The organism is Pantoea sp. 1.19 (assembly GCF_001922585.1).
Lineage (GTDB): Bacteria > Pseudomonadota > Gammaproteobacteria > Enterobacterales > Enterobacteriaceae > 1-19.
Genome location: NZ_MRBS01000018.1, coordinates 1 through 13811, shown reverse-complemented (window position 1 = coordinate 13811; position 13811 = coordinate 1). Strand labels below are relative to the sequence as shown.

The following is a 13811-nucleotide window of genomic DNA, read 5'->3' as shown; positions in this document are numbered from 1 at the left end:
CAGCCGCCGTCCGCCGCCACGCTGGCCGGATAGGTTTTGCCGTTGACCGTCACCGTCAGCGTGCCGCCCGCCGGCAGCCCGCTGCTGCTGCCGCTGACCACCAGCGCCTGCTGGTGCTCCAGCACGTTAACCACGTCGTCGCCCGCCACCGGATTAATCCGCACCCCGGGCAGGCCGGCGTCGATGGCGACCTCCCGCGATCCGCTGCCCGTGTTGCCCGCCGCGTTGGTCACCGTCGCCGTCACCGTCAGCGCGCCGTTGCCCAGCGCGGTCAGCGCCGCCTCCGGCACCGTCACCGACCAGCTCAGATCCGGCTGCACCTCGGCGGCGTAGCGATTGCCGCCCAGCGTGACCGTCACCGTGCTGCCCGCCTCCGCGCCGGTCACCCGGCCCGACAGCGTCTGCCCCGCCGCCACCTCGGCGGCGTTGATCACGTCGTCGCCCGCCACCGGGCTGATGATGACCCCGGGCAGCAGCGAGTCTACTGCCACCGGTCGACTCACCGTGGTGCTGTTGCCAATGGCATTACTGGCCGACACGGTCACCTCATAGCGGGCATCGCTTAGCGTTTTTACCTGGTCTGCGGGGATCTCGACTTGCCAGCTGCCGTCACTCTGGACGGTCGCCCCAGTGGTGAGGCCATTCAGCGTCACCGCTACCTGGCTGCCCGCTGGAACGCCGCTGGCGGTTCCGCTCACCGTCAGCGGAGCATTTTTATCGTCGCTGTTGATGATGTCATCGCCGGAAATCACATTGATAGAGAGAGCCGGAGCGGTAAAGTCAACGCTGAAGGGGTGTTCTCCGACACCGTTATTACCGGCTTTGTCGGTCAGCGCGGCGCTAAGGATAAAATTGCCGGCCGACAGCGCGGTGATGTCTGCTGCCGGAATGCCGATCAGCCAGTTACCCGCCTCATCCAGCACGGTGGTATAGGCTTTGCCGTTCAGTCTCAGGGTCAACACATCCCCCGGTTCCGCGTTGTTGACGCTGCCGGTAACAATCAGCGCCTGACCGTGCTCGGTCAGGTTGATCACGTCATCGCTGGCCACCGGATTGATGGTGATACCGGGCACGCTGACATCCACCAGCACCGTCTGTCCGCTGCTGGCCGGGTTGCCCGCTTTGTCGGTCACGCTGGCGGTAAAGGTATAGTTGCCGTCAGAAAGAGCGCCCAGCGTGTCCGCCGGCAGGGTGATGCTCCAGCTGCCGTTACTTTGCACCTGGCCACGAAATTGCTCACCGTTCAGCTCCACCGTCACGGTTTGCCCCGGCTCCGCGCTGCTGCTGCCGGTCAGTACCAGGTCGGTAAGCACTTCGCTGGCATTGAGCATATTGTTGCCGCTGATCGCATCGATGATCAGGGTCGGTGGCACCGTATCGACACGGTAATCACGCGAACTGCTGGCGACGTTGCCATTCTGATTACTGACGCTGACCGCGATGCTGCCTTGCCCCTCCGGTAACCCCGCCAGATCGGCGGCGGGAACGGTCAGCGACCATTCTCCGCTGTCATTGATCCGGGCGCTGTAGCGGTGGCCGGCAAAGCTGATGCTGACCGTCTGCCCGGCCTCCACGCCGTCGCTGCGGCCGCTGAGCAGCAGATCCTCCACCTTTTGCTGGCCATTAATCACATCCTGGGTGGCAATGGTATCCAGCGATACCGATACCGGCGTCAGATCTACCGTCACCGGCCGCGCTACCGTCACCGGGTTGCCCGCCGCGCTCTCGCCGCTGGCGCTCACCGTCAGCGGCCCCGCTGGCCACGCCGCCACGTCCGCTGCCGTTACGCCAATCTGCCAGCTGCCGTCAGCCAGTACGCTGGCCGGATAGGTTTTACCGTTTACCGTGACCGTGAGCGTGCTGCCGGGACTCAGCCCGCTGCTGGTGCCGCTAATCAGCTGGGCTTGCCCGTGCTCAGTGAGATTAATGACGTCGTCACCCGCGACGGTACTGATGCGGATCCCCGGCAGGTTAGCATCAATGGTCACCGGACGCTGGCCGCTGCCGGTATTCCCCACGGCGTTGGTCACTTCAGCGGTGACGGTCAGCGCGCCGTCACCCAGCGCGGTGAGCGCCGCCTCCGGCACCGCCACTGACCAGCTCAGGTCCGGCTGCACCTCGGCGGTGTAGCGGTTGCCGCCCAGCGTCACCGTTACCGTACTGCCGGGTTCAGCGCCCTGCACGGTACCGCGCAGCGTCTGACCGGCAGCGATTTCCGCCGCGTTGATCACATCGTCACCGGCAATGACCGCCAGCGTCACCTGCGGCAGTTGGGTATCGACACGCACCGGATGCCCGATCTGACCGCTGTTACCCGCCGCATCGGTGAGGCTGGCCACGATGGTCCAGCTGGCATCGCGCAGCAGCCCGACGTCTTTGGCCGGCACGGTGACGCTCCAGTCTCCTCCTTCGCCGGTGGTGGTGGTGTAGGTCAATCCGTTGAGGGTAACCGTAACCGGCGTGCCTGCCGGCTGGTTACTGCCGCCGGCGATCGCCAGATCGCGCCCGTGGGCCTGCGCGTTGATCACATCACCCTCGGCCACCGTGCCGATGGTGAGGGTGGGTACGCTAAGGGCCACATTGAAATCGCGACTGGCCTCCGCGCCGTTGCCGGCGCGATCGACAATCTGCGCCGTCAGGCTGGTTTCGCCGTCCGCCAGCGCCATCACGTCGCTGGCGGTCAGACCGATGCGCCAGTTGCCTTGCGCGTCCAGTATTCCGCTGTACGTTTTGCCGTTCAGCGTCAGCGTGACCACGTCGCCCGCCTCGGCGCCGGTGGCCCGACCGGTGACGATCAGCGCCTGACCGTGCTCGGCCAGATTGATGATGTCATCGCCGGCAATGGCATCAATGGTTATCTGCGGCACATCAATGTCGACCCGAACCGCACCGGCGGTTTGCGCCGGATTCCCGGCTTTATCACTGACCTCAACGCGCACCGCCAGCGTACCGCTGCTCAGGGTACCGACCTGCTCTGGCGTCAGGGTGATTGACCAGCGGCCATCGGACGAAACCTGGGTGGTAAAGCGATTGCCGTTCAGCGTCACGCTGACGGTTTGCCCGGTTTCCGCGGTCGAACTGCCGCTGAGGATCAGCGGCTGCTGCGCTTCGGTAGCATTGAGCTGATTATCACCGGCAATTGGATCCAGCAGGATCTCCGGCGGTAACGTATCGACGCGATAGTTCTGCACCGCACTGGCGCCGTTGCCATTTTGATTGCTGACGCTGACCGACAGGCTGCCGTTGCCTTCCGGCAGCGCGCTGAGGCTGGCGGCCGGTACGGTGACCGACCAGTTACCCTCAGCGTCAACCTCGGCATACCAGTTTCCGCCGGCAAACACCACGGTGACCCGCTGACCGGGCTCAACATTACTGGTGCTGCCGCTGAGGCGCAGATCCTCGCCCTTCTCCTGGGCGTTGATCACGTTGTCCTGCGCCAGCGGATCGAGGGTAATGGCCACCGGGGCCAAATCCACGGTAACAATCTGCCCGATGCTGACCGGATTACCCGCGGCGCTTTCGCCGCTTACGGTGAGGGTCAGCGGGCCGGCCGGCCAGTTGGCCACGTCCTGCGCCGGGATCCCCACCTGCCAGCTGCCGTCCGCCAGCACGCTGGTGGCGTAGGTTTTGCCATTTGCGGTAACCGTCAGCGCGGTGCCGGCCGCCAGCCCTTCGCTGCGGCCGCTGAGAACCTGACTCTGCTGATGTTCAATCAGGTTGATGACGTCATCGCCGGCCACCGTATCCATACGCAGGCCCGGCAGCGCGGCGTCAATCACCAGCGGCAGCGTGGCGCTGCCGGTGTTGCCGATCCCGTTGGTCACGCTGGCCGTCAGCGTCAGGCTGCCGTTACCCAGCGCGCTAAGCAGCTCGGTTGGCAGCAGCAGCTGCCAGCTGAGATCGTCCTGCACCTGCGCGGTCAGCCGGTTATCGCCAAGGATCACCGTCACCGTGTCGCCCGGCGCGGCGTTCAGCACCCGTCCGCTCAGCAGCTCACCAGCGGCCACCCCGGCGGCGTTAATCACGTTGTTATTGCCCAGCGGGGTCAGCACCACCGCCGGCAGCGTAGAGTCGACCCGCACTTCGTGATCTTGCGCAGCGCTGTTACCCACCGCATCGGTGACGCTGGCGGTGATCCGGTAGCTGGCCTCCCCGAGCGCCTGTACCGCCGACGCCGGTACCGTCACCTGCCAACTGCCATTATCGCCGGCCACGGTGGTGTAGTTGATGCCGTTGAGGGTGACGGTGATCGGCGTACCCGCCGGCTGATTGCTGTCACCGGTGAGGCGCAGATCGCCGCCTTTTTCGCGGGCGTTAATCACATCGTCGCCGGCGACGGTATTCACGCTGATTTCCGGTACGGCGGTGTTGACGGTTAACGTCTGCGTGCCGCTACCGCGGTTACCGGCGCGATCGGTCACCGTGACCACCAGCGACAGCGGCCCGTCCGGCAGCGCGCTGACCGCCGACGCCGGCAGCCCAAGGCTCCAGCGCCCGGCCGCGTCGATCACGCTGCTGTAGCTGACGCCGTTCAGTTCCACCGTGACGCGATCGCCGGCCGCCGCGCCGGTGACCGATCCACTGATCACCTGCGCCTGGCCGTGGGCGCTGGCGTTGATCGTATTGCTGCTGTTGACCACGTTATCAATGCTCACCTGCGGCAGCGTGGCATCCACCAGCCCGGTACGGCCGGCCTCCGTCACGTTCCCCGCCCGATCGCTGACGCTGGCGCTAATGCGCAGCGGCCCGTCCGGTAGCGTCACCAGCACGTCGGTGGGGATCGCCACCGACCAGCTGCCGTCGGCCAGCACCGTCGCCTGAAAGCGCGCGCCCCCCAGCAACACGGTCACCTGCTGGCCCGGCTCGGCGCTGGAAGTACCGCTGAGGGTGATCCCCTGCGCCACTTCCGCCGCGTTGAGAATGTTATCGTCGGTAAGGTTATCCAGCGTCAGCGTCGGCGGCAGGGTGTCCACGATCAGCTGGCGGCTGGTCTCACCGCTGTTGCCGCTCTGATTAGTGACGCTGACGAGGATGGAATTTCGCCCGTCGGTCAGATCCGCCAGCGCACTGGCCGGCACGGTCAGCTGCCAGCTGCCGTCCGCCTGCACGCGCGCAGTAAAGGTGGCGTCGGCAAAGCGGATCACCACCGTTTGCCCGGCCTCCACGCCCTCGGTGCGCCCGCTCAGGGTCAGATCGGCCTGTTTTTCCGCCGCGTTCAGGCGATCGTCCCCGCTCACCGGGTCAAGCGTGACGGCGACGCCGCTGACATCGAGCCGCAGCGGATGAGTTACGCTGACCGCATTGCCGGCGCCATCGGCCGCGCTGGCGCTCACCGCCACCGGCCCCGGCGACCAACCCTGCACATCCGCTGCCGGCACGCCAATTTGCCAGCGGCCTGCCGCGTCAGTCACGCCGCGGTAACTGACGCCGTTCAGCGTCAGGGTGACCGCCGTTCCGGTCGGCAATCCGCTGCTGCTGCCGCTGACAATCAGGTTCTGTTGCTGCTCCAGGGCGTTGATCACATCATCCCCGGCGATGGTATCGATACGCAGGCCCGGCAGGCCGGCGGCAATGACAATCGGCCGCTCACCGCTGCCGGTATTGCCACTGGCGTTGGTGACCGAGGCGGTCAGCAGCAGCGGACCGTCGCCCTGCGCCTGCAGCAGCGCCGGCGGTACGCTAACCTGCCAGCGTAAGTCGCTACCAACCACCGCGGTCAGCTGCGCGCCGCCGATTGTCACCGTGACGGTGTCCCCGGCCGCCGCGCCGATTACGCGCCCGCTCAGGGTCTGCGCAACGATCGATTCCGCCTGATTTACCTGGTCGTCGCCGGCGAAGGTGCTGATGATCACCTGCGGCAGCTGGGTATCGACCCGCAGGGTACTCGTGGCTTCCCCGCGATTCCCCGCACTGTCTTCACCGCTGATGCTGACGCTGTAGTTGCCGTTGCTCAGCTGGAGCACCTGTTCCACCGGCAGGGTCAGCTGCCAGACGCCATTATTGACGGTCGTGGTCCACTGCTGATTATTCAGGGTCACCACCGCGGCGCTGCCGTCCGGCAGCGTGCTGGTCCCGCTGAGGGTCAGCGGCTGCAGCGCTTCTTGCGCGTTGAGCAGGTTATCGCCGGCGATGGCATCCAGCGTAAAGGCCGGTGGCGCACCGCTCAACACAATAGGATGACTCAGACTACTACTGTTGCCGGCGGCGGTAGTCACCGTCACCTGCAGCGAATGCGTGCCCTCACCCACGGCGCTAAAGGCGGAGGCCGGCACGCCCACGCTCCAGCTGCCGTCCGCCTGCACAATGCCGGTAAAGGTTTGTTCGCCCAGGGTGACACTGACCACATCACCGGCGCGGGCACCGCTGGCCCGGCCGCTGACAATCTGCGCCTGCGCCTGCTCGCTCAGGTTGAGCACGTCATCGCCACTGACCGGATTCAGCACGATCTCCGGCCGCACCGTGTCCACCACGAACGCTCCGCGGGTGGCGGCGGTATTACCGGCGCGATCGCTGACGCTAATCTCTACTTGCTGCTCCCCCTCAGCCAGCGCGGCAACGCGATCCGCACTGAGGGTTACCGACCAGCTGCCGTCGGCGGCGACGATCGCGGTCCAGCTTTCGCCATTGAGGGTAACCGTTACCGTTTGCCCCGGCTCGGCGGAAGTGGAACCGCGCAGAGTCAGCGGCGCCTGATGTTCTGCGGCGTTGATCACATTATCCGCGCCAATCGTCGCCAGAGTTAACGTCGGTGCCGTGGTATCGACGCGGAAATTCTGCTCTGCACTGATCCGGTTGCCTGCCGCATCGGTGGCGATGACGCTGACGGTCCAGTTACCCTCGCTCAGCGCCTGCGCATCGGCGGCGGGAATGCTGAGCGACCAGCGGCCATCGGCGCCCACCTGACTGGTGTAAGACTTACCGTTTAATGTGATGCGTAGCGGCGTCCCCTCCGCCAGCTGCGTGGCGCTGCCAGTCAGGGTAAATCCGCTCGCCTGCTCGCTGGCATTCAGCAGGTTATCGCCGCTGAGCGGCGACACCGCCAGGCTGGCTGCCGCCGTGGAAACGGTCAGCGTCAGGCTGCCTGCCGCCGTTTCGGTATCGCCATTGATCTGCACCACCGTCCAGCGGTGTGCCCCATCGGCCTGCGTCGGCAGCGTCACCGACCACTGGCCGGCGCTGTTCACCTGCGCGCTGGCCACCGTACCGCCGCTGGCATCGCGAATCTGAATGGTCGAGCCAGGCTGGCCGGTGCCGCTGAAAGTGGGGGTGGCATCGTCGGTCAGCTCACCGTCGCGCAGCACGCCCTGCTTATCGCCCTGGTTATCCGTCGCCAGGAAAGTCGGCGCGATCACCGTTTCGGGTCGGGTATTATCAATAACCTCGGTTTTGCTTTCGCCCTTACCGCCGTGCGCCAGTAGCGCGCCCAGCGCGCCGCCACCGATCGCCGCACCGGCCAGCCAGCCCCAGCTGGCGCTATCGAGGGCGCCCTGCCCGGCCAGGAACGGCGCGATGCTGGTGACCGGAGTCAGCTCCGCCGCCAGCGGGACCGCCGCCACGCCGGCCACCTCGCCCGCGTCGGTAAACGTCACGTGGGTCAGCCCCTGCTGATCGACAAACACCAGCTCCGACCCCTCATCCGTTTGCGGATCATGTAGGAAGAAGAGACGACAGCGTACGGTGGTTCCGTCTTTCAGAGTGATGATCAGATCGTTGCCTTCGCGCACGTAGCGCACCACGTCCTGCGGCGACGCATACACCTGAATCACGCTGGGTGACGATGCCGAAACGGTCAGATTGCCGTCACCGTTTACCACCGTTTTTTCTGCCGTATTACGAGTAATTACTTCAACCTGTTTTGCTGAACGCATGGTCGTCTCCTGAATGGGCCGTGTGGTCACCAAAGGGGCAAATAAAAAAGGTTTCCCGCACGCGATGCGTAGAAAACCGTCAATTCATTATCTGAAAAAAGCATCGAGCCGTGCCGCAGGGCAGACGCCTCACGGACATTGTCCGGCAGTCTTCGCCCACGTGCGGGATCGCGGAAGTTAATGAGGCGCCGGCCGGTCGGGATCGTTGACCCCATGAAGATGGCCGCGGGCAGCCGCGCAAAACTCACCCGGCGCGACCTGATGCGCAGGCGTGCAGGGAAGAACAGCTGCGTGTCGGAGAGAGAAGAAAAATCTCATTGAAACATCCTTTATCACTGAGCGTTATTCTGAGGGTTATCCACGGTGTTGGCTGACTTCCAACCGCTCTGCCGGGCAATCCCCCGGCAAAAATAACCCGCGAGTATAATAAGAATATTCTTATCCGCAGTGTACAAGCGTAGTTAACGGATAACAAATTGCCAGTCACCGATTAAAAATTCGTATTTTTTGGGTTAGTCCGATGTTTACTCTGGTCATCAGAGGGGTACATCATCGTAAGGCAATTGAGTTTGCTGCGGAGTACCGGCTGCCACCGGCGTGCGGAGCGACAATCGACCGCGCTGCCTGCCGTGCCCCGGGGGCGGTTCTGGGCCGTGCAGCGTGGCGGAAGTCGCACAACCCGATCGCCATCGGCAGCGCCGGGCGGGGAGAGCGACACCGACCGCACGCGGAGTCAGCTGGAATACGGGTTAATCATCAGGAAAATGGCGATGGCAATTCAGAATCGCACTGAGGCCGTCCCCGTGAGGGAGGCATAGCCGTCTGGTACCAGCCGGAATGACTTTATCGTCCAGCCAGAAAGTGATGGCGCCACGGTAAATAAGGGCCTTGGCGTTATCAGATTGAGAAGCAGCAGCCAGGTGCCAGTCAGGCAATACGCACGCTTTCTGACATCCCCGCCTTAATCCTGCTGTTCAAGCACAGGCCCCCTGAGCAACGCCACAGCAATCCGGCTATCGCCATCACGCAGCGTCAGTGCCCCTCCGAACCACGGGTTTCCCCGCGATCCGGCCGTTTCCGCTTCGGATCGCCGGTTAACATCCGTTGTCCATTACCACCGGGTAGGGCTCCCTGTTAGCGGCTGATGCGTTACCGGCCGATAGCGATCTGCGTACTCAGCGGACCGGTGGCCCGCCCCGCTATGGGAAGGGATCGATTTCATCCCCCCAAAGGGGGACGCCACTGCAAACCATCACGCTCCCGCCCTGAAGGGGTGACGATTGCCAAACGCCGTCGGTCCAGCAATCGCGCGCCGCCGCGCCACTATCGTGGCCTCAGCGCGTGCTCGCGTCTCTGCAACATATCAGAAAGCCTTCTGTTCCTGACGCCGCCTTAACGGAAACTGCTGCACAAATCTTGCGATGATCCGCTGCGGCTGCCCCTCGCCCGCTCGCCGTCGGTTTTCCTGTCCGGCAGACTCCGTTATCATACGCACCGTAGCCAAATCGAGAGCGCCCGGTCCGCTGCCGGCTGCGGCACGCCTGTTTACACCGGTGCGTCAGCCGGCAGCGCGCCCTCCGCCAGGCCTTCGCAACGCGCGATAATCATAATGAAGCGTGCGAACGCCGCCACACTGATAAACAGGGACTCCCCGACAGACGAGCACACGCGATAGCCTCAGCGCTCACACCCCAATGATGCAGCAGTACCTTTTGCAAGCCGATAATCAATTGATAAATATGATTAAACATTTACAAGAATGAGATTTAGTATACATATAGGCTACAATATATCTAAGTGAAACAACAACATTCACACTAGCATGTGTAGGGAACGACCTAAACTCCTGAAAAAAACGAACATCTGAATATAAATCTGTTAAAATCATTCAATCCCAATCAATGGAAGGTGTATATTTATGTCAGCATTAAATATCCTGAGTGCCGTTGCCAATATTTGTGCAGTAGTTGCCAGTCTTATATCTGGTGCTTTTTGGCTACTGTCAACAAAAACAGCAATCCCTTCATTAATAACCAATTATAATAGCTGGGCTGCTTTTTTTTCAGTAGTAACATCTTTTTTATTAGTAACTGCGAATCTTTCACAGTTAAAATCAAAAGACTAACTATAAAAATATTACATAATTTATCTCAGTTAAATTGTGTAATGTTTTTGATTTAATTCAAAATTTGCGCTATATCCTGAATAGCTAAACTACAAAAAGGATATAACCATGAATAATAAAAATGATAAGTTAAAAATAGTCATTTTATCAACACTTCTTTTAATCGTAATAGTTGTTTCAGATTATGTAACATTAGAAGGAATAAGTTCAACATTAAATAATATAGAATCCTTTCATGACAAAATATTTACAGTAATTCTATGTGGAATACTTTTCTTGCTGGGGATTTTTCTTTCTTCTGTTCCATTCGTAGCAGTCTATAAATATAAGAAAGAAAACTAAACATTGTATATAAATCCCACAATTAGCTTACCCTCAAAGTTCACATGCAATAATGTAAATCATAACCAGAAGGTAAGCACCAAAATCCATTATCAAAGAAGTCACCCTGACAGACATCACAAAACACATTGACATATAGCATCTTTCCCCTGTAATTCTTATAAAATCTGTTTGATTTATCACCTTGATGAGGTTTATATTTAATCATCACTCATAAGGAGAAAGATGAGAATGTTAAACTTCGATAAAATTGGAATTGGTAATGTTGCCAATACTGCCCTGCCTCCAAGAGAAATATTTCAAGCATTGCCCAAGAAAGACAATTTCAAATTTCAATATCCAAGAGATGTGCAATCCGAAGTCTGGAGCAAATGGTTTGAGAAACGGAATGACAAAAACGTAGTTATAAAAATGAATACGGGTGGTGGAAAAACAATAGTTGGTCTAATTTTACTAAAAAGTTGCCTTAACGAAAAAAAAGGACCTGCGGTTTATGTTGTTCCAGACAATTATCTTGTTAAACAAGTAATGGCTGAAGGGGAAAAGTTAGGGATAGGAGTAACAAATGACGAAGACTCTATCGGTTTTTTAACAGGAAAAGATATTCTTGTCATAAATATTTATAAACTCATTAACGGGAAGAGTAAATTTGGTGTAGGAGATGAAGGAAAAAAAATCCCTATCGGAAGTATTATTATTGATGATGCTCATGCTTGTTTAAATACTGTTGAGTCTCAATTTACTATAAAGATAAAATTCAGTGATGACAAGAATGGTTTATTCAGAACTATATTTAACTTATTTGCAGAAGACATCGCAAGACAAAATTACATTAAATACAGTGAAATTTTAAATGGTGATTATACCGCCATGCAAGAAATTCCATTTTGGAATTGGCAAAGAAAAATAAAAGAAGTCACTGAGATATTAGTAAAAAACAGAACAGATGATGAACTCAAATTCACTCTACCATTATTAAAAAACCATCTTAGCCTGTGCAAGTGTGTAATAAGTTCGCAATCAATAGAGATTACACCTCATATTATTCCTATATCTGTATTCCCATCACTGGATACTGCTTTCAGGAAAATTTATATGACGGCTACTTTAGCTGATGATAGTATACTTTCTACACATTTTGGAGTTAACACCAATGAATTAAACAATGCTATTACTCCTGATAGTGCAGGAGATATAGGCGAAAGGATGATATTACTCCCACAAGTATTAAATCCTAAAATCACTGATAAAGATTTAATTGAAATTTGTTCTGAAGTCGCTAAAAACCATAATGTGGTTATAATATGCCCATCAGAATATAAAGCAAAAAAATGGTTTCCTATAGCCAATCAGATGCTGAAAACGGAAAATATAACAGAAGGTGTAGATAAATTAAAAAATAGTCATGTGGGTGTAACAATTCTATTAAACAGATATGATGGAATTGATCTTCCTAAGGAAGCATGTCGATTATTAGTAATAGATGGATTACCCGATGATAGTAGTAATATTGAAAAAATAAAGAATGGTATACTACTGGGTAGTAAAGAAGGAAGTATCAGAACTATACAAAAAATTGAACAAGGTATGGGTAGGGGCATAAGATCTAACGATGATTATTGTGTTGTAATGTTACTTGGACAGCAACTATCCAGCCTTCTATATGTAAATGATGCTGCATCTTATTTTTCTCCAGCAACTAAAGCACAATTAGACTTATCGAATCAAATAGCAGATCAACTAACCACTCCTTCTAATGAACAGATTTTAGAAGTGATGAACTACTGCCTAAGTAGAAATGATCAATGGATAGCTGCAAGTAGAGGTGGTTTGTCAGCTTTAAAATATGAAGGTAAAGAAAGCTCTGACAATTTGAATTCAGCTTTGTTTAATGCCTTTAAAGAGGCAACTCTTGGCGACTACAGAAAAGCATATAATATATTGTATGCCTACATTAATAAATGTGACGATAATAAAACTAAAGGTTATGCTAAACAGTTCCTTGCTGAATATACAAATTTCTATGACGAAGGGGAAGCTCAGAAAATATTAAAATCAGCTAAGACATTGAATCAACGAGTATTAAGACCTCTTGATGGCATTACCTATGACAGAATTAATCAAGATGAACATACTCAAGCACTCAAAGTCAGTGAATATATTCGTTCAAAATTTGATGAGCCAAATAAATCAATAATATATTTAAACAGTCTTTTAGATGATTTAAACTTTAAACCAGAGTCTCATAAGAGGTTTGAATCAGCTATTGACGAAACAGCAAAACTGCTTGGATTTTCGAGCGAACGACCAGAAGAAAAATATGACGAAGGTCCTGATAATTTATGGGCCATAAAAGCCAATGAATATTTGGTTATTGAATGTAAAAATGAAGCAATAAATGAAAAAATAACGAAGTATTATTGCAATCAATTAACTGGCTCGCTAACCTGGTTCAACAACAACTATGATCACTTTTGCAAGGCCACACCTATATTAATTCATCCATCAACAACGACTGAAAAATCAGCATCTTTAAGTGCTGGTACAAGAATCATTGACTCTGAATGTTTGGATAAATTAAAAAATAATCTCCTCTCATTTATAACTTGCATCTCCTATAATAATGAACTGGCTAACATTGATAAGATCAGAGAGAGATTATCAAGTTTTAAATTAAAAGCTGATGATTTAATTCCTGTTTATACAAAGGAATTTCGCTGATTATAAATAATTATGCAAGGTATGACTGAACGAAGCTCCGCTTCGTTCAGTCTCCTTGTTTTTCGCCCTTTGGTTGAAAAAATCAATCCATAAATGCTTTAATTATTTTTTGAGAAACTATAACTTTATCCTGTGGTAATACCGAAACCCATTTTTCAAATGCATCATCGATAGTATCATTATCGTTTAAATCCCATAAATTCCAATATGTCATAGCATTCCATAGTTCTGGATTTTGCTCGAAATATGGTAAAATTTTATAAGCAATTCTTTTGTAATCATCTCGATGTTCAGTATGCACATTATAATAATTATTATCCCACAATTTTCTTTTGTCTGAAATCCAAGAAGAAAAACTATCTTGTCCTGATTTCCCATATTTTTGCTTTATAATATTACTCTGAGAGTATAATAAAAGCCCCCTGGCATAATCTGTCCAGTTTTTATATGGTGGTTCTGTAAGTATCCCTACGTTAGTTCCACGTACTTTTTGAGATCCCCGGTTTTTCAGCCATCAACCGGTATTCTTCCGGCGTCAGGTTATTCAGGGATTCATGAGGTCGCTCGCTGTTGTATTCATTCAGCCAACGCTCCGTTATCTCCCGTGCCTCATTCAGTGTTCTGAATAGATAAAAATCCAGTATTTCTGTCCGGTATGTTCGGTTAAATCTTTCTATAAATGCGTTCTGTGTCGGTTTCCCCGGTTTGATAAATTCGAGAACCACACCATGCTCTTCTGCCCACTGCGCCAGAGT

General features: G+C 54.8%; 6 protein-coding genes. 3 read left to right on the top strand and 3 right to left on the bottom strand.

What is annotated here, in order from left to right:
• Window positions 1-7868, bottom strand: a 7868-nt coding sequence (locus BS626_RS17615; RefSeq protein ID WP_075183661.1) for an Ig-like domain-containing protein, incomplete at its 3' end; no start/stop codon positions are given.
• 1918 nt (window positions 7869-9786) lie between these two features.
• Between BS626_RS17615 and BS626_RS18495 the strand changes: the two genes are divergently transcribed.
• From BS626_RS18495 to BS626_RS17610, 3 genes are all read left to right on the top strand, one after another.
• Window positions 9787-9993 carry a hypothetical protein gene (locus tag BS626_RS18495; RefSeq protein ID WP_139308870.1) on the top strand — a complete coding sequence of 69 codons (207 nt, stop codon included), beginning with the start codon at window positions 9787-9789 and terminating at the stop codon, window positions 9991-9993.
• A 108-nt stretch (window positions 9994-10101) separates the two neighbouring features.
• Window positions 10102-10335, top strand: a complete 234-nt coding sequence (locus BS626_RS18490) for a hypothetical protein (protein ID WP_139308869.1) — start codon at window positions 10102-10104, stop codon at window positions 10333-10335.
• A gap of 225 nt (window positions 10336-10560) precedes the next feature.
• Window positions 10561-13056: a DEAD/DEAH box helicase family protein gene (locus BS626_RS17610; RefSeq protein ID WP_205949629.1), complete on the top strand. Its 2496-nt coding sequence runs from the start codon at window positions 10561-10563 to the stop codon at window positions 13054-13056.
• A gap of 82 nt (window positions 13057-13138) precedes the next feature.
• Here the strand turns inward: BS626_RS17610 and BS626_RS18485 are convergent, their stop codons facing one another.
• Window positions 13139-13357: a hypothetical protein gene (locus tag BS626_RS18485; RefSeq protein ID WP_139308868.1), complete on the bottom strand. Its 219-nt coding sequence runs from the start codon at window positions 13355-13357 to the stop codon at window positions 13139-13141.
• A 172-nt stretch (window positions 13358-13529) separates the two neighbouring features.
• Window positions 13530-13811 (bottom strand): integrase core domain-containing protein (locus BS626_RS17605; protein ID WP_139308867.1); only part of this gene is annotated, 282 nt, incomplete at its 5' end.